18 protein-coding genes, 12 tRNA genes and 3 rRNA genes are annotated in these 24,974 nt (G+C 42.6%); 30 read left to right on the top strand and 3 right to left on the bottom strand.

Going from position 1 to position 24,974, the window contains the following annotated elements; all coding sequences use genetic code 11:
- Positions 1–314: 314 nt before the first annotated feature.
- On the top strand, positions 315–1,091 hold the full coding sequence (locus AA0X95_RS01240; protein ID WP_413304515.1) for a hypothetical protein: 777 nt from the start codon (positions 315–317) through the stop codon (positions 1,089–1,091).
- Between the two features lie 184 nt (positions 1,092–1,275).
- Here the strand turns inward: AA0X95_RS01240 and AA0X95_RS01235 are convergent, their stop codons facing one another.
- Positions 1,276–1,935 carry a sulfite exporter TauE/SafE family protein gene (locus AA0X95_RS01235; RefSeq protein ID WP_413309796.1) on the bottom strand — a complete coding sequence of 220 codons (660 nt, stop codon included), beginning with the start codon at positions 1,933–1,935 and terminating at the stop codon, positions 1,276–1,278.
- A 226-nt stretch (positions 1,936–2,161) separates the two neighbouring features.
- Here AA0X95_RS01235 and AA0X95_RS01230 point away from each other — a divergent pair, with 226 nt between their 5' ends.
- The 5 genes from AA0X95_RS01230 to uvsE all read left to right on the top strand — a co-directional run bounded on the left by AA0X95_RS01230 (position 2,162) and on the right by uvsE (position 8,207).
- Positions 2,162–3,241 (top strand): D-alanine--D-alanine ligase, encoded by a 1,080-nt coding sequence (locus AA0X95_RS01230; protein WP_413304512.1) that lies wholly within the window; start codon positions 2,162–2,164, stop codon positions 3,239–3,241.
- Positions 3,242–3,321: 80 nt separating this feature from the next.
- On the top strand, positions 3,322–4,698 hold the full coding sequence (locus AA0X95_RS01225) for a UDP-N-acetylmuramoyl-tripeptide--D-alanyl-D-alanine ligase (protein WP_413304509.1): 1,377 nt from the start codon (positions 3,322–3,324) through the stop codon (positions 4,696–4,698).
- A gap of 39 nt (positions 4,699–4,737) precedes the next feature.
- The gene (locus AA0X95_RS01220) at positions 4,738–5,427 is read left to right on the top strand and encodes an alpha/beta hydrolase (RefSeq protein ID WP_413304506.1); all 690 of its coding nucleotides are present in this window, start codon (positions 4,738–4,740) and stop codon (positions 5,425–5,427) included.
- A 222-nt stretch (positions 5,428–5,649) separates the two neighbouring features.
- On the top strand, positions 5,650–7,149 hold the full coding sequence (locus AA0X95_RS01215; protein WP_413304503.1) for a DEAD/DEAH box helicase: 1,500 nt from the start codon (positions 5,650–5,652) through the stop codon (positions 7,147–7,149).
- 92 nt (positions 7,150–7,241) lie between these two features.
- On the top strand, positions 7,242–8,207 hold the full coding sequence (gene uvsE / locus AA0X95_RS01210; RefSeq protein ID WP_413304500.1) for a UV DNA damage repair endonuclease UvsE: 966 nt from the start codon (positions 7,242–7,244) through the stop codon (positions 8,205–8,207).
- 729 nt (positions 8,208–8,936) lie between these two features.
- On the opposite strand, the gene AA0X95_RS01205 is transcribed toward uvsE, so the two are convergent.
- On the bottom strand, positions 8,937–9,665 hold the full coding sequence (locus tag AA0X95_RS01205) for a rhomboid family intramembrane serine protease (protein WP_413304497.1): 729 nt from the start codon (positions 9,663–9,665) through the stop codon (positions 8,937–8,939).
- 91 nt (positions 9,666–9,756) lie between these two features.
- Between AA0X95_RS01205 and acpS the strand changes: the two genes are divergently transcribed.
- The 6 genes from acpS to AA0X95_RS01175 all read left to right on the top strand — a co-directional run bounded on the left by acpS (position 9,757) and on the right by AA0X95_RS01175 (position 16,212).
- A complete protein-coding gene (acpS, locus tag AA0X95_RS01200; RefSeq protein WP_413304494.1) occupies positions 9,757–10,122 on the top strand; it encodes a holo-ACP synthase in 366 nt (121 codons plus the stop codon).
- A 372-nt stretch (positions 10,123–10,494) separates the two neighbouring features.
- A complete protein-coding gene (locus tag AA0X95_RS01195; protein ID WP_413304492.1) occupies positions 10,495–11,508 on the top strand; it encodes a LolA family protein in 1,014 nt (337 codons plus the stop codon).
- A 136-nt stretch (positions 11,509–11,644) separates the two neighbouring features.
- On the top strand, positions 11,645–12,817 hold the full coding sequence (gene alr, locus AA0X95_RS01190; RefSeq protein WP_413304489.1) for an alanine racemase: 1,173 nt from the start codon (positions 11,645–11,647) through the stop codon (positions 12,815–12,817).
- Positions 12,818–12,995: 178 nt separating this feature from the next.
- Positions 12,996–13,277, top strand: a complete 282-nt coding sequence (locus AA0X95_RS01185) for a CopG family ribbon-helix-helix protein (protein ID WP_071354167.1) — start codon at positions 12,996–12,998, stop codon at positions 13,275–13,277.
- Between the two features lie 4 nt (positions 13,278–13,281).
- Positions 13,282–13,632: a type II toxin-antitoxin system endoribonuclease NdoA gene (gene ndoA / locus AA0X95_RS01180; RefSeq protein ID WP_007083556.1), complete on the top strand. Its 351-nt coding sequence runs from the start codon at positions 13,282–13,284 to the stop codon at positions 13,630–13,632.
- Positions 13,633–14,037: 405 nt separating this feature from the next.
- Positions 14,038–16,212 carry a Tex family protein gene (locus tag AA0X95_RS01175; protein ID WP_413304484.1) on the top strand — a complete coding sequence of 725 codons (2,175 nt, stop codon included), beginning with the start codon at positions 14,038–14,040 and terminating at the stop codon, positions 16,210–16,212.
- 304 nt (positions 16,213–16,516) lie between these two features.
- Here the strand turns inward: AA0X95_RS01175 and cmpA are convergent, their stop codons facing one another.
- On the bottom strand, positions 16,517–16,630 hold the full coding sequence (cmpA, locus tag AA0X95_RS01170; RefSeq protein WP_007083554.1) for a cortex morphogenetic protein CmpA: 114 nt from the start codon (positions 16,628–16,630) through the stop codon (positions 16,517–16,519).
- Between the two features lie 97 nt (positions 16,631–16,727).
- Between cmpA and AA0X95_RS01165 the strand changes: the two genes are divergently transcribed.
- The 18 genes from AA0X95_RS01165 to tsaB all read left to right on the top strand — a co-directional run bounded on the left by AA0X95_RS01165 (position 16,728) and on the right by tsaB (position 24,969).
- The gene (locus AA0X95_RS01165) at positions 16,728–17,201 is read left to right on the top strand and encodes a SprT family protein (protein ID WP_413304481.1); all 474 of its coding nucleotides are present in this window, start codon (positions 16,728–16,730) and stop codon (positions 17,199–17,201) included.
- Between the two features lie 117 nt (positions 17,202–17,318).
- Positions 17,319–17,393 (top strand) — tRNA-Asn (locus AA0X95_RS01160).
- Between the two features lie 4 nt (positions 17,394–17,397).
- Positions 17,398–17,488, top strand: a tRNA-Ser gene (locus AA0X95_RS01155).
- 13 nt (positions 17,489–17,501) lie between these two features.
- Positions 17,502–17,573, top strand: a tRNA-Glu gene (locus tag AA0X95_RS01150).
- A 68-nt stretch (positions 17,574–17,641) separates the two neighbouring features.
- Positions 17,642–17,716 (top strand) — tRNA-Gln (locus AA0X95_RS01145).
- An 82-nt stretch (positions 17,717–17,798) separates the two neighbouring features.
- Positions 17,799–17,874: transfer RNA gene (locus tag AA0X95_RS01140), tRNA-Lys, on the top strand.
- A gap of 13 nt (positions 17,875–17,887) precedes the next feature.
- Positions 17,888–17,972: transfer RNA gene (locus AA0X95_RS01135), tRNA-Leu, on the top strand.
- Positions 17,973–18,037: 65 nt separating this feature from the next.
- Positions 18,038–18,123, top strand: a tRNA-Leu gene (locus AA0X95_RS01130).
- Between the two features lie 60 nt (positions 18,124–18,183).
- Positions 18,184–18,260 (top strand) — tRNA-Arg (locus AA0X95_RS01125).
- A 9-nt stretch (positions 18,261–18,269) separates the two neighbouring features.
- Positions 18,270–18,346 (top strand) — tRNA-Pro (locus AA0X95_RS01120).
- 23 nt (positions 18,347–18,369) lie between these two features.
- Positions 18,370–18,443, top strand: a tRNA-Gly gene (locus AA0X95_RS01115).
- A gap of 112 nt (positions 18,444–18,555) precedes the next feature.
- Positions 18,556–20,093, top strand: a 16S ribosomal RNA gene (locus tag AA0X95_RS01110).
- Positions 20,094–20,294: 201 nt separating this feature from the next.
- Positions 20,295–23,230 (top strand): 23S ribosomal RNA (locus AA0X95_RS01105).
- 79 nt (positions 23,231–23,309) lie between these two features.
- Positions 23,310–23,426, top strand: a 5S ribosomal RNA gene (rrf, locus tag AA0X95_RS01100).
- Together the 16S, 23S and 5S rRNA genes with 12 tRNA genes alongside form the textbook arrangement of a ribosomal RNA operon.
- 30 nt (positions 23,427–23,456) lie before the next feature.
- Positions 23,457–23,530 (top strand) — tRNA-Met (locus AA0X95_RS01095).
- Positions 23,531–23,533: 3 nt separating this feature from the next.
- Positions 23,534–23,610, top strand: a tRNA-Asp gene (locus tag AA0X95_RS01090).
- 199 nt (positions 23,611–23,809) lie between these two features.
- The gene (tsaE, locus tag AA0X95_RS01085; RefSeq protein ID WP_413304478.1) at positions 23,810–24,265 is read left to right on the top strand and encodes a tRNA (adenosine(37)-N6)-threonylcarbamoyltransferase complex ATPase subunit type 1 TsaE; all 456 of its coding nucleotides are present in this window, start codon (positions 23,810–23,812) and stop codon (positions 24,263–24,265) included.
- Entirely contained in the window at positions 24,262–24,969 is a 708-nt protein-coding gene (tsaB, locus tag AA0X95_RS01080) for a tRNA (adenosine(37)-N6)-threonylcarbamoyltransferase complex dimerization subunit type 1 TsaB (RefSeq protein WP_413304476.1), read from the top strand. Before tsaE ends, tsaB begins: the two co-directional genes overlap by 4 nt.
- The last annotated feature ends 5 nt before the right edge of the window (positions 24,970–24,974 follow it).

The raw sequence follows: 24,974 nt of genomic DNA, 5'->3' as shown, positions 1-24,974 counted from the left end.
GCAGGAGCGAAGCGACGAGGAGGCTCCCCGACCGCCCGCGGAAAGCAAAGCGCCTGGAGCGGAAATCAACAGGCAATTTTACAGAGAATAAAAATAAATCAATGAAATAGAAGGGAATCAGAAATAATAATAAGAAGTGCTATTACTAGTATGTGTAAAAAAGCAAAATAGGTGTTATTCAAAAATATTATTTGTAAAAGAATTGAAATAAGCTATTTGACCTATTATTTGATAAAATAAGTAAGTATGAAAAAAAGGTTTGGCAATTTTCTTTAAGACATAAATTACATGTGTTTGATCGGAGGAGTTTGGCTTTGAAGAAGCATCATCAAGACATACGGGATCTCATCTATGTCCATTTAAACCAAACAGACCAGTATGTTATGTCCTACGGTATTGAATTCGATGAATTTGCTGCTGCTTTTTCAGGCTCATTAAATCATCTGCTTTTATTAAAGCACCGTTTTGATGATGCTGATTTTAATATGCATACACTACTCGAATATTGTCCGGAAGATAGAATAAATAAATTAGCTGGCGAAGATGTATACAGTTATGGGGACTTTTGTTGGATTGATTTTATTGAAGAAGAGGTCTTAAATGAATTATCAGGGCAGGAGTTGGCTGAATTATTGTATCTTGGCCATCAAAAACAACATTTAAAGCTACCTTTTTATAATAAGCTGGGGAATCGTTTTGTTTATTTAGCGCATGATGATGGCTGGTTCAACAAAATTTATTACCGAAGCTTTAAGGATTTTTTCCATTTACTAAGTGAAGTGGTTGCTCACAAGGTAGGCGAGCTGAAGCTGGAAAAGTCCATTCTTGGTATTCGAAAAAAACGAATCTATCCACCAGTGAATAAAGAAATTCTGCTCTCATTAACGCCGTTCATTAAGGAAGGAATCTGTATTTCTTTACGGGATGCCGATCATCAACGCGGGCGTTTGGAAATTCCAATCTGGGTGATTGGTGATTTCGCGAATATGGATGACATGTATGAGGAATATGAAAATCTATCTAATAAACCATACCATGCCAAGTTGATCTTTGATAAAAAGACAAAAGAATGGAAATTAAATGTAATATAGAGGGCTGACTCCTTGTGAGTCAGCCTATACTTTTAACGATCATAAAATTCGACTTCGAGAATTGTCCAGCTCCAGCGCCTAGCCCCTCGGGTCAAATGTTCTTCGGCAATAAAAGTCAAAAGGCGGACTTTTCTTGCCGAAGAACATTTGCCTGTCGGGGCTGATCAAGGCGCTTGCGCTTTTCTTAAAACCAAATGGAAAACAATCCTTCGTTCACACCTAAGTTATACATATAGTAAAGTCCGAACAAAATGCTGATAACTCCCGTTATGTTGTTTAAGTAGCGATTCACTTGCTTACCAGAGGTTAGCATAAAAGGGAGCCCGATGACGGTAGAGAAGCTTAGCATGCCAAGAACGGTACCTGCACCAAATATAAGGATATACAGGGCGCCTTGCCAAGCTGTTGATACCGTACTCATCGTTAAAAGAACCATGGCCGCACTCCCGGCGAGACCATGAACAAGTCCAATAAAAAAAGACTTTACATTTGAGCGTGTTTTTTTGTTGTGTTCAGATAGTGTATATGTATGATGGTGTCGATGTGTAATGAGGGATAATAGACTGTTAAAACCTAAGGTAACCAGCATGATACCAACGAGAAACTCGAGGTTCATGGCAACCGTATTGTTGATCGTATTTTTCGCCAGAAGTAAGAACATACCCACTATAAACAACGTGGCGGTATGCCCAATTCCCCAATACACGCCGGCAAAAAGTGATCGTTTAATATTTTTGGATTCACTAACAATAGTGGAAACTGCAATGACATGGTCAGGCTCAATGGCATGCTTGATTCCGAGTACAAAGCCTAATAATAAAATAGATAATAATGAACCGGTAATCATATGTGTCGCCCCCGTATGGTTTATTAAAATTATCATATCAGGAAAAACAAGTGCAAATGGCGTGAAATAATGACAAATTTCCAATAGATTGTTTTTAAGCAAGCTATTGGAAACATACAATAATCAATAGAAAAAAACATTACTAAATAGGATGACTACATTTCCTTTCTTATTTAATAAAGTGTTAAAATAAAACCGTGAAAGAGAATATGGAGGTTTTGGTATGAAGACAAAACTAGGGTTATTATACGGAGGAAAATCCGCTGAGCATCAAGTATCCTTACAGACAGCTCTTGCTGTAATAAAAGCGTTAGATCTTGAAAAATTTGAAATTCATCCTATTTACATAAATGTCGAGGGACAATGGGTTAAAGGGCCTCAACTCAGTGAGCCGGTAGAGAACGTGCAAGCACTTGCGTTTTCACAGGGAAACCAATTATCCCCACTTTCGTTAGCACCAGCGCTATTCCAAGCGGAACCGCAGGCAGCTGCACCGCTTGATGTGATTTTTCCATTACTACATGGACCGAATGGTGAGGACGGGACTGTTCAAGGACTATTAGAATTATTAAACTTACCGTATGTAGGAAATGGTGTCCTGGCCTCAGCCGCGGGAATGGATAAAGTAATGATGAAAAATGTCTTTGCGCAAGCAGGCCTCGCACAAGTAAACTACGTTGCTTTTATTAAAAGCGAATGGGAAAAAGGGGCAGACGAAGCCTATAGCAAGGTGGAAGCAGAACTAGGTTATCCGTGTTTTGTCAAGCCGGCGAATCTAGGCTCAAGTGTTGGGATTAGCAAGTGTACCAATCGTACGGAATTAGCTGTAGCTTTTGCGGAGGCTTTTCAATTTGACCGTAAAGTCATTATTGAAGAGGGAGTCATTGCCCGTGAAATTGAGATTGCTGTATTAGGAAATGATGACCCAGAATGCTCTGTTGCTGGTGAAATTGTTCCGAAAAAGGATTTTTATGATTACAAAGCGAAATATGAAGATGGGGATACCGCATTAATTATCCCTGCTGATATTACAGAAGATGAATACCTTGAGTTAAAAGAAATGGCGGTTCAAGCTTTTAAAGCGTTGGATTGCTCCGGACTAGTTCGTGCTGATTTCTTTTTAACAAAAGAGGGTAAATTATTAATCAATGAAGTGAACACGATGCCTGGCTTTACTCCGTTTAGCATGTTCCCGCTTTTATGGAAGCATACAGGACTTGAGTATCCGCAATTAATTGAGCGTCTTGTTCAACTGGCAATCGAAAGACATACAGAAAAACAAAACATAAAATATACATTCTAGTATCGAAGAAAAGACAACGGAGACACGGCTATAGTGCCGTGTCCGTTTCTGTTTAATTATTGATGGAGGAGGGGTATTACATGATCAAGCGGTCTTTAAAACAGGTTTCGGAGATGGTTTCAGCAATAAATGATAGCAGTGCATTCTCAGATGTTGTGATCAACGGTGTGACGATTGATTCTCGAAAAATAGGGGAAGGAAATTTATTTGTCCCCTTTAAAGGTGAACGTGTAGATGGGCATAAGTATGTTGTGGAATCGATTGAAAAAGGTGCAGCAGCTGCTCTTTGGCAGAAGGATGTTCCCAATCCACCGGAAAACCTGCCTATTCTTATTGTAGACGACTGTCTCACTGCACTCCAGGAATTGGCCCGGAATTACCGAAAGCAGTTACCTGTTAAAGTGGTGGGCATCACTGGGAGTAACGGGAAAACAACGACTAAGGATATGACAACAAGTCTATTATCGACCCAATATAAAGTACAAAAAACAGAAGGAAATTATAACAACCATATTGGTTTGCCATTAACGGTGTTAGGCCTGCATGAGGATACAGAAGTAGCTGTACTTGAAATGGGGATGAGCGGAAGAGGTGAAATTGAATTCCTCACCAAGCTTGCATGTCCTGATGCGGTTGTAATCACGAATATTGGTGAATCCCATCTTTTGGATCTTGGTTCTCGTGAAGGGATAGCTGAAGCAAAATTAGAAATTCTACAAGGACTTCAGGATGGTGGACTTGCTGTTCTTCATGGAGATGAGCCGCTTTTAATGGAGCGGATTAAGAAATATAAAGGCAATGTTCAAGTGAAAACCTTTGGCCGAAGTGAAACAAACGACTTGTACCCTACAGAAATTACCCAAATGGCACAAGGGAACCGTTTTAAAATGAATGTCTCTTCGGAAAGCTTTGAACTACCAGTGTTAGGCACTCATAATATTTTAAATGCATTAGCAGCTATGCACGTTGCCCACTATTTTTCCATTCCATATGAAAAAATGAAGGCTGGCTTATCAGGAATTAAACTAACGAATATGCGTATGGAGCTGGTCGAAGGCAAACGTGGGGAAAAAATCATTAATGATGCTTATAATGCGAGTCCTACTTCCATGATGGCGGCAATCGAACTAGTGTCAAATCTTCAAGGGTATGATCGAAAAATCCTTGTTCTTGGTGATATGCTTGAGCTTGGGCCACAAGAAGAGCAATACCACTTGCAAATTGGTGAAGGCTTGGATGCTGAAAAAACAGATCTTCTCTTTACTTTTGGTCCTCTAGGAGAACACATTGCCAAAGGAGCAAGGACAGTTTTAGGAGATCAACGTGTACTTGCTTTCCGTAATAAAGCAGAACTCATCGAGGAATTAAAAAAGCATGTGAATGAGCAGACGTTAATCCTTGTAAAGGCATCACGTGGGATGAAGATGGAGGAAATCGTCACAGCGTTACAAAAATAAGGAACAGAAAAATTTCGAGTGTTTGGCAGGTGAAACTGGATGATTGGCTGTTTATGTATTCATGGTTTTACTGGTGCTCCCTACGAGGTAGAACCCTTAGTTGAATTTTTACAAGAACATACGGATTGGGACTTTCGTGTTCCCACGCTACCAGGACATGGTGAAACAGGTTCATTAAAAGGAGTCCATTACCAGGAGTGGCTTACCCATGCAGAAACAGAGCTCAAAAAACTCATCGAAACCTGTGATGAGGTATATGTGGTCGGTTTTTCAATGGGCGGAATGATCGCCAGTTATCTTGCTGCCAATTATCCTGTTAACAAGTTAATCCTCCTCAGCGCAGCTGCCTATTATATTAATCCAAGGCAGCTGGTTTCTGATATCAAGCTGACCCTTATTGACGCTTTCAAAGGAAACTTAAAAGAGAATGAATTATTTCACCGCTATAAAAGAAAAATAACAGAGACACCTTTAGCGGCTACTCTGCAATTCCGCAAACTTGTTTCATTCATCAAGCCACTTTTAAACCAAGTGAAAGTCCCCACGCTGATTGCACAGGGGGAGTGTGACGGGATTGTGCCGCTCAAAAGTGCTGAATATTTGTACCAAACCATAGGCGCGAAACAAAAAAAACTTACCTATATTAAGCAATCGAAACATCATATCTGCCATTGTGAAGAACGTGAAGCCCTGTTTAATCAAGTGTTAGACTTTTTGATGGTGCGGTAAGACTAGTTGGAAATAGTAAACAACTCGTCTTTATTGCAAAATACTAGTAAGAGTGGTATGATAATCATCAACGTGTCTAAAGAACGAGCAAAAAGGGCATACTCCTTGGGAGAGTGTCTTTTTTTTGGTAAAATAAAGATGTTACCTGATTACTACGGCATTTTGATGCGTATCGGACGAAAATATTCAGTACTATAAATATTTTCAAATAGATGAAGGAGAATGAAAACATTGACAAAGTTTGAAGATTTAGGTCTAAGCCAGGCCACTTTAAAAGCTGTTCTCAAAATGGGTTTTGAGGAAGCAACACCAATCCAGTCAGAAACGATTCCATTGAGCTTAGAAAACAAGGATTTGATCGGTCAAGCTCAAACAGGAACCGGTAAAACAGCTGCATTTGGAATTCCATTGGTGGAAAAAATTGATACAAAAATGGATGCTATTCAAGGGATTATCATTGCACCAACTCGTGAGTTAGCGATTCAAGTTTCAGAAGAGCTTTATAAAATTGGATCGGGTAAAAGAGTTCGTGTCCTACCTATTTACGGAGGTCAGGATATTAGCCGTCAGATCCGATCTCTCAAGAAAGCCCCTCATATCATTGTTGGTACCCCTGGACGTGTGTTAGATCATATTAACAGAAAAACAATGCGCTTAGATACAGTAAATACTGTGATTCTTGATGAAGCAGATGAAATGCTAAACATGGGATTCATTGAAGATATTGAATCCATTCTTGCTGCAACTCCAGAAGAGCGCCAAACATTGCTTTTCTCTGCAACAATGCCAGGACCCATTCAAAGAATGGCAGAAAAGTTCATGAAGAACCCGCAAATCGTGCGTGTGAAAACAAAAGAAATGACTGTTCCTTCCATCGAGCAATACTATCTTGAAGTTCAAGAGAGAAATAAATTCGATGTGTTAACAAGACTTCTTGATATTCAATCACCAGAATTAGCCATTGTATTTGGTCGTACAAAACGCCGTGTGGATGAGTTATCAGAAGCATTAACGTTAAGAGGATATACAGCAGAAGGTATTCATGGTGACTTAAGCCAGGCAAAACGTCTATCTGTTCTTCGTAAATTTAAAGAAGGAACAATTGATGTCCTTGTAGCAACAGACGTAGCTGCAAGGGGTCTTGATATCTCTGGTGTTACTCATGTATACAACTTTGATATCCCGCAAGATCCAGAAAGCTATGTTCACCGTATTGGCCGTACAGGTCGTGCTGGTAAAACAGGTATGGCTATGACCTTCATTACTCCGCGTGAAAAATCTTATCTTGCAGTAGTTGAAAAAACAACAAAACGTAAGATGGATAAAATGAAGGCTCCTACGCTTGATGAAGCATTAGAGGGTCAACAAAAAGCTGTTGTTGAAAAAATCGTTCAAACGATTGAATCCAATAACTTGCATTACTATAAAGCAGCTGCACAAGAGTTGCTTGAAGAAAATGATGCAGAAACAGTTATCGCTGCTGTCCTTAAGATGCTTACAAAAGAACCTGATACGACACCGGTTAAGCTGACAGAAGAACAGCTTCCACAAAAAAGAGAAAGAAAGTCGTACAATGATCGTGACCGTAAAAGAAGAGATGATTCTAGAGGATCTTATGGTGGTGGCGATCGCAACAGAAAAAAAGCACCGGTAAAACCAAGAAGCGGTGAAAAAAGAACTGGTGGTAAATCATCAAAGCCAAGATCGTTTCAAGAACGTTAAATCATAGACAAGAAGCATGGACTTTATGTTCATGCTTTTTTCTATGTCCAATAAGGGAATACTAATAAAAACCCTTACGATGGAGTGATGGTATGACAATTGTTCGTCTTGGCTATGTGGCAATGAGCGTAGAGGTAGCCAATGCTTCCCCCTCTCAAACGATGACCTTTGCGCAATTCAGCCGGATTAAAGACCGAGAGGCCGCCATTCGGAAACTAGAAAGAATTGCGATCTCAAACATAGAAAATTGCTTGCGGTTATTAAAGCATAATGCGGCTAACGATATTCACTTTTTTAGATTAAGTTCACGTCTGATTCCCCTAGCCAATCATGAAGAGTTGCTTGATTGGGACTATTTGGAACCGTTGAGCGAGCCACTTCAGGAGCTGGGGAGTTACAGTAAAGAAAAATCGATAAGAATTGATTTCCATCCTGACCATTTTGTTGTCTTAAATACACCTGATAAAGAAATCTTGAAAAATTCCCTTAAGACACTGATGATGCATCAGGCTATGCTGAAAGGAATGACCATCGATACCGAACACCGGTGTGTTCTGCATGTTGGCGGCGGGTACGATGACAAGGAAAAAGCACTTGAACAGTTTATTCATAACTGGGGATACATTAAACCATCTATCCAAAAAATGATTATGCTTGAAAATGATGATACCACCTTCACCACAAAGGAAACGTTATATCTCTGTGAAAAATTAGGGATTCCGATGGTGTTTGATTATCATCACCATTTAGCTAATTATGATGATTTGGATTGGGTATCAGATTGGGAGCGGATTATTAGCACATGGTCACATTCGCCGTTACCGGTGAAAATGCATATTTCTAGTCCCCGTTCCGAAAAGGATTTTCGCGCACATGCCGACCATGTTAACCCTGAAATGTTCATGGAGTTTTTAAAAGAAATAAAAGGAACAGTTCCGGAAATTCATTGCATGATAGAAGCCAAACAAAAAGACGCTGCACTTTTTCAATTGGTGAAGGATTTAAAGGGGTATGAGGGTTTAAAGTGGCTCGATCAGTCTAGTTTTCAGATGGAATAGACCTGAGAAAATGGAATGAAGGACTATTGTATGGGGACGGGGCAGGATTTTGTCCTTTATGTGCGAGATGAAGGACAATTTTACTGGGGTGAAGCAAAGTTTTGTCCTTCATGAACGGGATGAAGGACAATTTTATAGGAAAGAAGCAAAGTTTTGTCCTTCATGAACGGGATGAAGGACAATTTTACAGGAAAGAAGCAATGTTTTGTCCTTCATGAGCGGGATGAAGGACAATTTTATAGAAATGAAGCAGAGTTTTGTCCTTCATGAACGGGATGAAGGACAATTTAACAGGAAAGAAGCAAAGTTTTGTCCTTCATGAACGGGATGAAGGACAATTTTATAGGAAAGAAGCAAAGTTTTGTCCTTCATGAACGGGATGAAGGACAATTTTACAGGAAAGAAGCAAAGTTTTGTCCTTCATGAACGGGATGAAGGACAATTTTATAGGAAAGAAGCAATGTTTTGTCCTTCATGAGCGGGATGAAGGACAATTTTATAGAAATGAAGCAGAGTTTTGTCCTTCATGAACGGGATGAAGGACAATTTTACAGGAAAGAAGCAAAGTTTTGTCCTTCATGAACGGGATGAAGGACAATTTTACAGGAAAGAAGCAAAGCTTTGTCCTTCATGAGCGGGATGAAGGACAATTTTATAGAAATGAAGCAGAGTTTTGTCCTTCATCCGAATAAATAAACTCGTTTTCCACCTATAAAACGTCCAGCCCTGTTATTTCTGGCTCCAAAATCCAAGAACGGCAACAATAATGATGACTGCCCATACCAAAACCTTCACAGGGGATTGAAAGGACAGGTTTTTCTTTCTGCTGTTTGCCCAACTGGCTGTACCTTTAATAGAAGTAGAAAGATCTTTTTTATTATAATAAGGAATGGCACCTAATAAAAAGCCGCCTAGAAAGCCGAAAAGATGAGCGGTAATATTAATATTTGGCTGAAGAAAGGTCATAATTAAACTGACTACACTCAGAGTGATGATAATTTGTGAGTTTTGTTTGGTCATCATATTTTTTCGGAAAATAATGACGGCAATATAGTAGCCGAAGAGTCCAAAAATTGCTCCACTTGAGCCAACATGCGTATACGTTAACGGCTCTAGAAGTAGTGTGGCCACGTTGGCCATTAGTCCGGAGAGAAGATACACAAATAAAAATCTTCCTCCACCTAGCATCCGCTCCAGTGCTGGTCCGAATAGCACCAAAGAAAAACTATTAAATAGCATATGTGAGAAACCATTGTGCATGAAGGTCGGTGTAATAAGCCTCCAATATTCCCCTTCCATTATATAAAGATTGACTCCAGAAAAATTTTCAAAGAACCAATAGTTTGGGAATACTGGTAAGATGGTTAAAAGATATAATACTAAGTGAATGCTGACGATTATTGAAACAACCGGATAGAAACGAATAAAATCACGTACGTTTTCAGTCCTTGTAAACATGAACACCCTCCTCTCACTATCATGATAACCTTATTTTCTGTCTTGTACACTATTATGCCGATGACATTATAAATAGAAGGATTGATGCACGATGATTAAAGGAATTGGAATTGATATTATTGAACTATCAAGGGTTCAGGACATTTTGAATAGACAAACGAAGCTAATTGATCGAATATTAACCGCTCGTGAAAGGGATGCATTCGAAACCCTATCAGAAAGGCGTAAGGTAGAGTTTCTAGCAGGGAGATTCGCAGCCAAAGAGGCATTTTCAAAAGCAACAGGAACCGGTATTGGAAAAGACCTATCTTTTCTAGATATTGAAATTATCAGCGATCAACTCGGAAAACCACATATAGTAAAACCAAACGTCCAGGCGCTCCTATCAATTTCACACAGCAGAGACTACGCAGTGGCACAAGTGGTGATTGAAGAGAATGAGAAAGATAATTTTTAAAAGTTGCTTTATTAAAGTCATAGTTGAATTGGAAGGCGCGAAGACTCCTGCGGGAGTACGGGGCAGGGGAGACTCCGCAGGAGCGAAGTGCGAGGAGGCTCCGCGGCACGCCCGCGGAAAGCGAAGCGGCTGGAATGGAAATCAACAGACTTATCAAATTGAACAAAAAATAGACAGCTTGGCAACTTCGTTATCATAAACCCTAAGGTTGTCTCATATATTCATAGGGAAATAGGAGAGACAAGGTCAGCTATGGTCATTTTGGAAAACAAACCTCTTTTTAAAAAGAGAATTTGTTTTGAATCCTCTGCCTGATCCCTGCCTTTCTCTTCTCTATAATCATATGAAATGAGACAAGAAGGGGTTGAAGGAATGAAGAAAAAGTTAGTGCTGCTCATGACAGGACTGATGGTCATCTTTTTACTAGCTGCCTGTGGCTCTAAATCACAAGATGACGTGGTGAAAGAGTTAAATGGTAAATTAGGAGATTTATCGAGCTACAAAGTGAACGCGAAAATGACATTGAAAATGGGGGCAGATTCACAAGTCTATAACGTGGAAATCTGGCATAAGGATCCTACTTTCTATCGCGTCAATTTAAAGAATGCTGAAAAAGATCAAAGTCAAATGATTTTAAGAAATAACCAAGGGGTATTTGTTCTTACACCTGCCCTAAATAAAAGTTTCCGTTTCCAAAGTGATTGGCCGCAAAACAGTAGCCAGGCATACTTATATGAATCACTAATTAAGGATATTGTTGCGGACAAAGAGGCCAAGTTCTCCTCTACTAAAGACTTTTATGTGTTTGAAACAAAAACTCGTTATCAAAATAATAGTATGCTTCCAATCCAGGAAATTAAACTAAATAAGAGTGACCTATCACCTGCTGTTGTAAAGGTAATGGATCCAGATCGAAACGCTCTTGTGACTGTCGAGTTTTCGAAGGTTAAATTTAATGCGAGCTTTGATAAAGACGATTTCGATATGAAGAAAAATATGACACGTGCCCAGCTTAACTTGCCGGCAATGGCAGATGGCGGCGACAAATCCTTTAGCGTGAAGTATCCAACCGTAGAGCTAAAAGGTACCAAGTTAATTGGCGAAAAAGAAGTAGCGATTGAAGATGGAAAACGAGTGGTCCTCACTTATGACGGTAAAAAGTCATATACTCTTGTACAAGAGAAAGTAACTGCGAAGGTAGCGTCAACAACACCAACCTATGTTGAAGGCGATATTGTGGATTTAGGCCTCACCATTGGAGCAGTAACAGATCATTCGATTTCTTGGTCGCATGGTGGTGTCGATTATATGATCGCATCGAAAAACCTAACGAAGGATGAAATGATCGAGGTGGCAAAATCCGTTCAGGGTGATGCTGTAAAATAAGGTATCAGTGAAACAGGCCCAATAAGGGTCTGTTTTTCTTTTTGGAGAAGTTGTTATATAGTAACTTGAGAAAGCAGTCTGTTATTTTTTGTGATAAAATAATTTAATGTGTGAAATTCAATTAGGAAGTGGAAGTATGGAAGAGCAAGGATATTTCTATCGAGATACTTGGGCAGAAGTAGACCTAGATTGTATCTCAGAGAATGTCACCTCCGTTAAAAAACATCTGCCTCAACAGGTTTCGATTATTGCAGTAGTAAAAGCGAATGCTTATGGTCATGGAGATGTACAGATCGCAGAAACAGCTTTGGCTGCCGGTGCATCTTTTCTAGCAGTTGCTTTCATGGATGAAGCGATCGCCTTGAGAAATAAAGGGATTGACGCACCTATTCTTGTTTTAGGAGCGACGAGGCCAGAAGATATTAATATGGCAGCAAAGTTTTCAATTACCCTTACTGTTTTTCAAAAGGAATGGCTAGAAGAAGCAAAGAAACATCTTACAACCAATCAATCAGTGGCACTTCATATCAAAGTAGATACGGGGATGGGGAGAATTGGTGTCCGAAGTGTAGAGGAGCTACACACTATTCATCGACTCATCGGTGAGGAAAAACGCTTGATGCTAGAAGGCGCGTATACTCATTTTGCAACAGCAGATGAACTGGATCAAAGCTATTTTCAGCAGCAACTGGAGTTATTTGAAACCATGATTGCGGCTTTGCCTGAGCGTCCGAAATACGTGCATTCAAGTAATAGTGCCGCCGCTATACGATTCCCAAAGGCTTACTTTAATGCGGTTCGCATAGGGATTGCGATGTACGGGCTGACCCCGTCTTTAGAAATGGAAAAAGAAATTCCTTTTCCGATTAAAGAAGCCTTTTCCTTACATTCACGGCTTGTCCATGTGAAAAAACTGACAAAAGGTGATAAAGTGAGTTACGGGGCTACGTATGAAAGTGAAGAGGAAGAATGGATTGGGACTATTCCTATTGGTTATGCAGACGGGTGGCTTCGTAAGCTACAAGGTCAGGAAGTGCTGGTAGCGGGTGAACGTTCGCCAATAGTTGGCAGAATTTGTATGGATCAATGCATGATACGTCTCCCTAAATATGTGCCGGTTGGAACCACGGTTACTCTAATTGGAAAGCAAGAAGATCAATTCATTTCCGTGAATGAAATAGCTCAAAAACTCGAGACGATCAACTATGAAGTACCTTGTATTATAGCTAATCGAGTTCCTCGGCTTTATAAAAAGGGCGGAAAAATTGTCGATTTAAAAAATGATTTGTTGAACAATTATCAGGCCTAAATAAAGAAATTCAAACATATTTATGTTATTGCGGTAATTTGTGCATAAAAGCATCTTTTATTGGCTTATAATACAGTAGAATTATATTTAGTCTATGAATTAAGGTTGAATAGTGTTATTATTAAATATGGTACAGATAAATTATATTGGTGTGTAGTGATGGTGGAGGTGTATGTTTGTGTCTGAATCCGGCGCAACTACGGAAATCTTGGTGAAATTACCGCAACATCTTTTAACGGAATTAGATGGTTTCGTTAAGCAAGAAAATGTGAACCGAAGCGAGTTTATCTACCAGGCAACAAAAATGTATCTACGCGAACGTAAAAAGAGACAAATTCGCGAGTCCATGAGACGTGGATACATGGAAATGGCTAAAATTAATTTAAGAATTGCGTCAGAAGCATTTCAAGCAGAATATGAGGCAGAACACACAGTTGAACGTCTTGTAAGCGGAGGATAATCCTTTGATTGTCAAGCGTGGTGACGTTTATTTCGCGGACCTATCCCCAGTTGTTGGTTCTGAACAAGGCGGCGTCCGACCAGTACTTGTCATCCAAAACGACATCGGGAATCGGTTTAGTCCCACAGTAATTGTTGCAGCGATTACAGCTCAAATTCAAAAAGCTAAGCTTCCTACTCATGTAGAAATTGATGCGAAGCGCTACGGATTTGAACGAGATTCGGTCATTCTGTTAGAGCAGATTCGTACAATTGATAAGCAGCGGTTAACCGATAAAATTACCCATCTCGATGACGAAATGATGGAGAAAGTGGATGAAGCCTTGCAGGTAAGCTTAGGTCTCATCGAATTTTAGTTTTAAAGCACGCTCTTTTTTAAAAGAGCGTTTTTTCATACATATCCTGACCTCATATTATAATTCTGCCTAAAGCAAGCTACGCCAGCTTGCTTTTCTTTTTTTGGTTTTGTTATATCAAGTTATAGATTTTGGGCACTCTGTTGATTGGAGCGGAAGGCGCGTAGACTCCTGCGGGAAAAGCGTGTCAGGGGACACCCCGCAGGAGCAAAGCGACGAGGAGGCTCCCCGACCGCCCGCGAACCGCTCGTGCCTGGAGCAGAAATCAACAGACTTGTTTTAACAAAGCCTTTTTTTAACAACTGCTTTTGGTAGCTTTAATGAAACGCAACCTGAATTTTGGTACAATATGTAAGGAAAGCAATAACACACTTGATACATTTTACGAAAATGGAGGATTGTTTTGTGAATGATACAGTTGTAAAAGATGATCAATTACTAGGAAAAATCGCTGCTGAACAAGCAATTTCGTATAAACAAGTGAAGAGTGTCATTTCATTACTAGAAGAAGGTAACACCGTTCCCTTTATCGCTCGTTACCGCAAGGAAATGACAGGAGCTCTTGATGAAGTTCAAATCCGTAATATTTTGGAGAGATGGCAATACATACAGAATCTTGAGCAAAGAAAAGAAGAGGTCCTTCGAATAATTGCGGAACAAGGCAAACTAACGGACGAGCTCAGCCAAGCCATTACCAAGGCTGAGAAGCTTCAAGAAGTGGAAGATTTATACCGTCCTTATAAACAAAAAAGACGAACAAAAGCGACTGTTGCGAAAGAAAAAGGATTAGAGCCTTTCGCAGAATGGTTGATGACTTTTCCAAAAGAGAGTATCGAGGCAAAAGCCAAGGAATTCTTATCCGAGGAAAAACAAGTCCTCACAATTGAAGAGGCAATTGCTGGTGCGAAAGACATCATTGCAGAAATGGTTTCAGATGATGCGGAATGCCGCAAATGGATTCGCAAAGAGACGTTCAAATCTGGTACCGTTGCCTCAGTTGTAAAAGATGCGGAAAAAGACGAGAAAAACGTGTACGAAATGTACTATGAATATGAAGAACCAGTTAATAAAATTGTTCCTCACCGCACGCTTGCTTTGAATCGAGGGGAGAAGGAAGATATTTTGAAGGTATCAATCAAAATGAATGTCGGTTTAATCTTGACCTACCTTTCAAGAAAATGGATTCGTAATCAACACTCTCCAGCAGCACAGGTGGTAGTAGAGGCGATTGAAGATAGTTATAAGAGACTTATTCAACCATCGATTGAACGCGAAATTCGTAGCGAGTTAACTGAAAAAGGGGAAGAACAAGCCATACATATTTTCTCTGAAAACTTAAGGAATCTATTATTGCAGCCGCCGTTAAAAGGAAAAGTGGTTATCGGTGTCGACCCTGCTTACCGGACAGGTTGTAAATTAGCAGTCGTTGATGAAACGGGTAAAGTATTAAAGATTGATGTGATTTATCCGCATCCACCGGTTTCGAAAACAAAAGAAGCACGTGAAAAGTTTATTTCTATTCTTCGTGAGTATAAGGTAGAAATGGCTGCAATCGGAAATGGAACAGCTTCAAGGGAAACGGAACAGTTCGTTGCTGATATATTAAAAGAGATGGATGAGGAAATCTTTTATTTAATTGTGAATGAAGCGGGTGCTAGTGTGTACTCTGCCTCTGACATTGCTAGAGAAGAGTTTCCTAATTTCCAGGTTGAAGAAAGAAGTGCTGTTTCTATTGCAAGACGTTTGCAGGATCCGCTTGCCGAATTGGTGAAGATTGACCCGAAATCAGTGGGTGTTGGTCAGTACCAGCATGACGTAACGCAAAAACGTTTATCCGAATCACTCCATTTTGTCGTTGAGACAGCAGTAAACCGTGTAGGTGTAAATGTAAATACGGCTTCTTCCTCCTTGCTGCAGTATGTGGCAGGTCTTAATAAAACGGCTGCCAACAATATTGTTAAGAAGCGTGAAGAGGAAGGGAAATTCACCAGCAGGGTTCAATTGAAGAAAGTCCCTCGTTTAGGTGCGAAAACATATGAGCAAGCGATTGGCTTCTTACGGGTATTAGACGGGAAACAGCCGCTAGACCGTACGGGTATTCATCCGGAGAACTATGATGAGGTTAAGAAGTTATTGTCCAAGTTGGGCTTTACAACAGATGATTTAGGAACGGAAGCATTAAAAGTGGCGCTAAGCGGACTTGATCTAAAGTCTGTTTCTGAAGAGTTATCGATTGGTGAGTTAACCCTAAAGGATATTATTGATGCTTTAGTCAGACCGGAACGTGATCCGCGCGACGATTTACCAAGACCACTACTGAAAAAAGACGTGTTAAAGCTCGAAGACTTGAAGGCGGGAATGGAGCTTCAGGGGACAGTTCGAAATGTCGTCGACTTTGGTGCTTTTGTAGATATCGGTGTGAAACAAGACGGTTTAGTTCATATTTCTAAGCTTAGTAACCGCTTTGTCAAGCATCCGCTAGATATTGTTTCTGTTGGTGATGTAGTGACGGTGTGGGTGGATTCTGTTGATATGAAAAAGGGCAGGGTCGCGTTAACGATGCTAGCGCCGTCAAAATAGTTAGGTAATCTAGTTTGATTTGCGGTTCTAAGTTATCTTTTTACTCTTTTGAAATGGGTGTTGGTAACGTATGGCGGTTCTACGTGCCTTTGAAAAGGGTTTGGAAAGGAATTGGGTCACGTAGAGTGCTTCTACGTGACCGGCCATATGTTTTAGAGCGGAATTGGGTAACAAAGGTTGGCTCTACGTTACTAGAAAAGGGTTTTGAGCCAATTTGAGTCACGTAGTAGACAACTAATTTGAGATAAGACTAACACCCTCAATAACAAATCCGAAAACATTATAAAAAGAAAACACTGCTTTTTTACGAGCAGTGTTTTTTTCTGTAAAAAAACCAGCACTGGTTTAAGAGTTTGATCTGGTAGCGGTCCTTCTCATAGAAAGCCCTTTTCATTTGGTTTTGCAACCAAGTTGGCATAATGAAAACCTCCCGAAAAGTTCGTCACCAATAATGGTATAAACAATATATGCTATAATAGGTTGTCACGTTCGCGAAAAAAGGGGTGAAAGGTAAAATGACCGAGCAGGAATTGCAAATATTAGTCGAAAAGATTTCTAGTGAGTCATTTGGAAAACCTTTTTGTCACCGAGCAACCTTTAACCCAAGATTACGTTCTACAGGAGGAAGATATCTTCTAGGGACACATAATATAGAAATCAATAGAAAATACTTAGATCAGTTAGGAGAAGATGAGCTAGTCGGCATAATTAAACATGAACTTTGTCATTATCATCTCCATATTGAGGGGAAAGGCTACCAACATAAAGATTCGGACTTTAAGGCATTGTTGAAAAAAGTAAAAGCTCCTCGATTTTGTTCTCAACTCCCGGATAAAAAGGTAAAGCGTTCAGTGAAAAAGCTTCTAATATATCAGTGCTCCAATTGCCAACTCACCTATACGAGAAAGAGAAGTATTAATACCAGTAGATATGTATGTGGTAAATGCCGAGGTAAGCTTGTGAAAACTAAGGAAATTATAGTAGGTTAAAGTGAAAAATCTGGAATTGAATTTTATCTAAAAACTATGTTGACTTTCTGTTAAACCGTCATTATAATGTAAAGAGTCGACAGGGCGATCGCCTTGTTGAAACGAAATATACATTATTCCGCAGTAGCTCAGTGGTAGAGCTATCGGCTGTTAACCGATCGGTCGTAGGTTCGAGTCCTACCTGCGGAGCCATTATGGGGAAGTACTCAAGAGGCTGAAGAGGCGCCCCTGCTAAGGGTGTAGGTCGGGTAACCGGCGCGAGGGTTCAAATCCCTCCTTCTCCGCCATAATAATTTATACGGCCCTTTGGTCAAGCGGTTAAGACACCGCCCTTTCACGGCGGTAACACGGGTTCGAATCCCGTAAGGGTCATCAGGGACGGGGAGTGACATTAAACTCATTTCCTGTTTCTTAATCTTTATAGTTACTTTTTATAATATTGGGCTATAGCCAAGCGGTAAGGCATCGCACTTTGACTGCGACATGCGTTGGTTCAAATCCAGCTAGCCCAGCCATTTTTCTTTTATTGACCAGGTATAGAAGTTCTTTTGAGCATCTGACTAAGGGCTATCAAAGATTAGTGAAACATCTTAGTATGAGCCATTAGCTCAGTTGGTAGAGCATCTGACTTTTAATCAGAGGGTCGAAGGTTCGAGTCCTTCATGGCTCACCATTTATTAAAATATGCGGGTGTGGCGGAATTGGCAGACGCACCAGACTTAGGATCTGGCGCCGCAAGGCGTGGGGGTTCGACTCCCTTCACCCGCACCAACCAATCATTTCCTCTTGAAATAAAGTAGTTATCGTGTTATGATTGTTTTTGTCGCTATTATAACGCGGTCGTGGCGGAATGGCAGACGCGCTAGGTTGAGGGCCTAGTGGGGGCAACCCCGTGGAGGTTCAAGTCCTCTCGGCCGCACCAAAAACTTTATTGACAAACCAAACTGAGTATGATATACTTTGAAAGTTGATTTTAAAAGATGCGCCCGTAGCTCAATTGGATAGAGCGTCTGACTACGGATCAGAAGGTTATGGGTTCGACTCCTTTCGGGCGCGCCATTCTTATTACGGGAAGTAGCTCAGCTTGGTAGAGCACTTGGTTTGGGACCAAGGGGTCGCAGGTTCGAATCCTGTCTTCCCGACCATTCAACAACTTTATTAATTATATGCGGGTGTAGTTTACTGGTAAAACCTCAGCCTTCCAAGCTGATGTAGTGGGTTCGATTCCCATCACCCGCTCCAACTTTTATTCTAAAATTGTTCTTTGAAAACTAAACAAACAAAAACGTCAACAAACAATAATATTTAGCTTCTTAGTGAAGCTAGCCAACGTAACAAAATGAGCTAATCAACTTTCTTGGAGAGTTTGATCCTGGCTCAGGACGAACGCTGGCGGCGTGCCTAATACATGCAAGTCGAGCGGACCACTTCGGTGGTTAGCGGCGGACGGGTGAGTAACACGTGGGCAACCTGCCTGTAAGACTGGGATAACTTCGGGAAACCGGAGCTAATACCGGATAATCCTTTTTCTCTCATGAGGAAAAGCTGAAAGACGGTTTCGGCTGTCACTTACAGATGGGCCCGCGGCGCATTAGCTAGTTGGTGAGGTAACGGCTCACCAAGGCGACGATGCGTAGCCGACCTGAGAGGGTGATCGGCCACACTGGGACTGAGACACGGCCCAGACTCCTACGGGAGGCAGCAGTAGGGAATCTTCCACAATGGACGAAAGTCTGATGGAGCAACGCCGCGTGAGCGATGAAGGCCTTCGGGTCGTAAAGCTCTGTTGTTAGGGAAGAACAAGTACCGGAGTAACTGCCGGTACCTTGACGGTACCTAACCAGAAAGCCACGGCTAACTACGTGCCAGCAGCCGCGGTAATACGTAGGTGGCAAGCGTTGTCCGGAATTATTGGGCGTAAAGCGCGCGCAGGCGGTCCTTTAAGTCTGATGTGAAAGCCCACGGCTCAACCGTGGAGGGTCATTGGAAACTGGGGGACTTGAGTGCAGAAGAGGAAAGCGGAATTCCACGTGTAGCGGTGAAATGCGTAGAGATGTGGAGGAACACCAGTGGCGAAGGCGGCTTTCTGGTCTGTAACTGACGCTGAGGCGCGAAAGCGTGGGGAGCAAACAGGATTAGATACCCTGGTAGTCCACGCCGTAAACGATGAGTGCTAAGTGTTAGGGGGTTTCCGCCCCTTAGTGCTGCAGCTAACGCATTAAGCACTCCGCCTGGGGAGTACGGCCGCAAGGCTGAAACTCAAAGGAATTGACGGGGGCCCGCACAAGCGGTGGAGCATGTGGTTTAATTCGAAGCAACGCGAAGAACCTTACCAGGTCTTGACATCCTCTGACACTCCTAGAGATAGGACGTTCCCCTTCGGGGGACAGAGTGACAGGTGGTGCATGGTTGTCGTCAGCTCGTGTCGTGAGATGTTGGGTTAAGTCCCGCAACGAGCGCAACCCTTGATCTTAGTTGCCAGCATTCAGTTGGGCACTCTAAGGTGACTGCCGGTGACAAACCGGAGGAAGGTGGGGATGACGTCAAATCATCATGCCCCTTATGACCTGGGCTACACACGTGCTACAATGGATGGTACAAAGGGCTGCAAGACCGCGAGGTTTAGCCAATCCCATAAAACCATTCTCAGTTCGGATTGTAGGCTGCAACTCGCCTACATGAAGCCGGAATCGCTAGTAATCGCGGATCAGCATGCCGCGGTGAATACGTTCCCGGGCCTTGTACACACCGCCCGTCACACCACGAGAGTTTGTAACACCCGAAGTCGGTGGGGTAACCGTAAGGAGCCAGCCGCCTAAGGTGGGACAGATGATTGGGGTGAAGTCGTAACAAGGTAGCCGTATCGGAAGGTGCGGCTGGATCACCTCCTTTCTAAGGATATAAGCTGGACATATGAGCCAGACAAAACATGTTTGTTTGATTGTTTCTTGTTTGTTTAGTTTTGAGAGTGCAATTTTCTCTCAAAACATCGTTCTTTGAAAACTAGATAATCGTAATGAAGAAGTCAAGTAAAACATCGAGTAATCGCCATTTTAGTTTTCTCTCTATTAATTTAGAGAAACAAACCTTTCAGGTTAAGTTAGAAAGGGCGCACGGTGAATGCCTTGGCACTAGGAGCCGATGAAGGACGGGACTAACACCGATATGCTTCGGGGAGCTGTAAGTAAGCTTTGATCCGGAGATTTCCGAATGGGGGAACCCACTGTTCGTAATGGAACAGTATCTTTACCTGAATACATAGGGTATTGAAGGCATACCCGGGGAACTGAAACATCTAAGTACCCGGAGGAAGAGAAAGCAAACGCGATTCCCTGAGTAGCGGCGAGCGAAACGGGACATAGCCCAAACCAAGAGGCTTGCCTCTTGGGGTTGTAGGACACTCAACATGGAGTTACAAAGGAACGGGGTAGATGAAGCGGCCTGGAAAGGCCCGTCAGAGAAGGTAAAAACCCTGTAGTCGAAACTTCGTTCCCTCCTGAGTGGATCCTGAGTACGGCCGGACACGTGAAATCCGGTCGGAAGCAGGGAGGACCATCTCCCAAGGCTAAATACTCCCTAGTGACCGATAGTGAACCAGTACCGTGAGGGAAAGGTGAAAAGCACCCCGGAAGGGGAGTGAAATAGTTCCTGAAACCGTGTGCCTACAAGTAGTTAGAGCCCGTTAATGGGTGATAGCGTGCCTTTTGTAGAATGAACCGGCGAGTTACGATCCCATGCAAGGTTAAGTTGAAGAGACGGAGCCGCAGCGAAAGCGAGTCTGAATAGGGCGAATGAGTATGTGGTCGTAGACCCGAAACCAGGTGATCTACCCATGTCCAGGGTGAAGTCCAGGTAACACTGGATGGAGGCCCGAACCCACGCACGTTGAAAAGTGCGGGGATGAGGTGTGGGTAGCGGAGAAATTCCAATCGAACTTGGAGATAGCTGGTTCTCTCCGAAATAGCTTTAGGGCTAGCCTCACGTAGTTAGAGTCTTGGAGGTAGAGCACTGTTTGGACTAGGGGCCCTCATCGGGTTACCGAATTCAGACAAACTCCGAATGCCAAAGACTTATCCGTGGGAGTCAGACTGCGAGTGATAAGATCCGTAGTCAAAAGGGAAACAGCCCAGACCACCAGCTAAGGTCCCAAAGTTTACGTTAAGTGGAAAAGGATGTGGAGTTGCTTAGACAACCAGGATGTTGGCTTAGAAGCAGCCACCATTTAAAGAGTGCGTAATAGCTCACTGGTCGAGTGACTCTGCGCCGAAAATGTACCGGGGCTAAACGTAACACCGAAGCTGTGGATTGACATCTTAGATGTCAGTGGTAGGAGAGCGTTCTAAGGGCGTTGAAGCTAGACCGTAAGGACTGGTGGAGCGCTTAGAAGTGAGAATGCCGGTATGAGTAGCGAAAGATGAGTGAGAATCTCATCCACCGTATGCCTAAGGTTTCCTGAGGAAGGCTCGTCCGCTCAGGGTTAGTCGGGACCTAAGCCGAGGCCGAAAGGCGTAGGCGATGGACAACAGGTTGATATTCCTGTACCACCTCTTTATCGTTTGAGTGATGGGGGGACGCAGGAGGATAGGGTAAGCGCGCTGTTGGATATGCGCGTCTAAGCAGTTAGGCTGGAAAGTAGGAAAATCCGCTTTCCGTAAAGGCTGAGCTGTGATAGCGAGGGAAATTTAGTACCGAAGTTCCTGATTCCACACTGCCAAGAAAAGCCTCTAGCGAGATAAAAGGTGCCCGTACCGCAAACCGACACAGGTAGGCGAGGAGAGAATCCTAAGGTGAGCGAGAGAACTCTCGTTAAGGAACTCGGCAAAATGACCCCGTAACTTCGGGAGAAGGGGTGCTTTTTGAGGTGAATAGCCTCGAAGAGCCGCAGTGAATAGGCCCAGGCGACTGTTTAGCAAAAACACAGGTCTCTGCGAAGCCGCAAGGCGAAGTATAGGGGCTGACGCCTGCCCGGTGCTGGAAGGTTAAGAGGAGGGGTTAGCGCAAGCGAAGCTCTGAATCGAAGCCCCAGTAAACGGCGGCCGTAACTATAACGGTCCTAAGGTAGCGAAATTCCTTGTCGGGTAAGTTCCGACCCGCACGAAAGGCGTAACGATCTGGGCACTGTCTCAACGAGAGACTCGGTGAAATTATAGTACCTGTGAAGATGCAGGTTACCCGCGACAGGACGGAAAGACCCCGTGGAGCTTTACTGTAGCCTGATATTGAATTTTGGTACAGCTTGTACAGGATAGGTAGGAGCCGTAGAAACCGGAGCGCTAGCTTCGGTGGAGGCGTCGGTGGGATACTACCCTGGCTGTATTGAAATTCTAACCCGCACCCCTTATCGGGGTGGGAGACAGTGTCAGGTGGGCAGTTTGACTGGGGCGGTCGCCTCCTAAAGAGTAACGGAGGCGCCCAAAGGTTCCCTCAGAATGGTTGGAAATCATTCGTAGAGTGTAAAGGCACAAGGGAGCTTGACTGCGAGACCTACAAGTCGAGCAGGGACGAAAGTCGGGCTTAGTGATCCGGTGGTTCCGCATGGAAGGGCCATCGCTCAACGGATAAAAGCTACCCCGGGGATAACAGGCTTATCTCCCCCAAGAGTCCACATCGACGGGGAGGTTTGGCACCTCGATGTCGGCTCATCGCATCCTGGGGCTGTAGTCGGTCCCAAGGGTTGGGCTGTTCGCCCATTAAAGCGGTACGCGAGCTGGGTTCAGAACGTCGTGAGACAGTTCGGTCCCTATCCGTCGTGGGCGCAGGAAATTTGAGAGGAGCTGTCCTTAGTACGAGAGGACCGGGATGGACGCACCGCTGGTGTACCAGTTGTCTTGCCAAAGGCATCGCTGGGTAGCTATGTGCGGACGGGATAAGTGCTGAAAGCATCTAAGCATGAAGCCCCCCTCAAGATGAGATTTCCCATAGCGTCAAGCTAGTAAGAACCCTGAAAGATGATCAGGTTGATAGGTCAGAGGTGGAAGCGTGGTAACATGTGGAGCTGACTGATACTAATCGTTCGAGGACTTAACCAAGTTTTAAGCGAACTCGTTTTTTACAAACACTTCTTCTGCATTATCTAGTTTTGAGAGAACGATCTCTCTAACAAAATAGTCTGGTAACTATGGCGAGAAGGTCACACCCGTTCCCATACCGAACACGGAAGTTAAGCTTCTCAGCGCCGATGGTAGTTGGGACGAAAGTCCCTGTGAGAGTAGGACGTTGCCAGGCTGTTTTATTTAAATTAATAAATTTTACCGTCGCGGGGTGGAGCAGTCTGGTAGCTCGTCGGGCTCATAACCCGAAGGTCGCAGGTTCAAATCCTGTCCCCGCAATATGGTCCGGTAGTTCAGTTGGTTAGAATGCCTGCCTGTCACGCAGGAGGTCGCGGGTTCGAGTCCCGTCCGGACCGCCATATATATGCTAAAATCAAGTGCGAAACCAAGTTTCGGCTTTTTTTTATGCCATTATATTAGGTTTTTTTGCTCAATAGGGTTATAATTATGTACACTACATATGGAAAAGCATCCTTAGGAGAGATCCTAAGGTTTTTTTTGCACTTAAATAAGGTAAAATGAGAGTAAAGGATTGCTAGGAAAGTAAAAGGTGATGGAATGAACCAATTCGAATGGAAGACTACAAATTCTGAAGAAACCTCTACATTGGCCAAACGTATGGCTCAGCTTTTACAGCCAGGGGATGTGATCGCCCTTGAGGGTGATTTAGGAGCCGGAAAAACGACCTTTACCAAAGGTCTTGCTAAAGGGTTAGACGTTAAGAAAACTGTTAACAGCCCTACTTTTACAATTATTAAAGAATATAATGGCAGGCTGCCTTTGTATCATATGGATGTCTATCGAGTAGCGGATGCTTTTGAAGATCTTGGTTTTGATGAATACTTTGAAGGTGATGGCGTTACTGTAGTGGAATGGGCTCATTTAATTGAGGAGCAGCTTCCACAAGAATTATTAACTATTTTCTTGTATCGTGGAGAGGAAGATCAAAGGAAAATGGTATTTGTGCCAAAGGGCAATAGATATGAGCAACTATGTAAGGAGATTTTCAAATGACAGTTTTGGCGATAGATACTTCTAACTATGCATTAGGAGTAGCGCTTTTAGAAGAGAATCAAGTATTAGGAGAATACATTACTAATTTAAAAAAGAATCACTCTGTTCGGATTATGCCGGCTATTGAAACTTTAATGAGTGATTGTGAACGGGTGCCAGCAGATTTAACGAAGATTGTAGTTGCTAAAGGACCTGGGTCTTATACAGGAGTAAGAATCGGTGTTACGATTGCAAAAACACTAGCATGGACTCTTAAGATTCCGCTTGTGGGTGTTTCAAGTTTAGAAATTTTAGCCGCAGGAACTGGACGATACTTTGATGGCATGGTGTCCCCGTTGTTTGATGCTAGAAGAGGACAAGTCTATACAGGCTTATATCAATTTGTAGACGGAAAGCTTACAGTGGTGAAACAGGATCAGTTAGTGATGCTAGATGGCTGGGTGGAACAGTTATCAGTTGCAGATAAGCCTATCTTATTTGTAGGGAATGACCTGCCGATTCATAAAGCTAAAATTGAAGAAGTCTTGGGACATAAAGCCATTTTTGCAAGTATGACAGAACATAACCCACGTCCAGCTGAACTTGCTTTATTAGGAAAGGACCGAGCAGGAGACGATTTACATTCTTTTGTACCAAATTATATACGTTTAGCAGAAGCGGAAACGAAGTGGCTTGAAGCAAAAGGGAAAATAAAAAATGGATAGGGAAA

It is taken from the genome of Neobacillus phoenicis, assembly GCF_047302305.1.
Taxonomy (GTDB): Bacteria; Bacillota; Bacilli; order Bacillales; family Cytobacillaceae; genus Neobacillus.
Note: the sequence above shows the minus strand (reverse complement) of the source record. Positions and strands in the feature narration are given on the sequence as shown.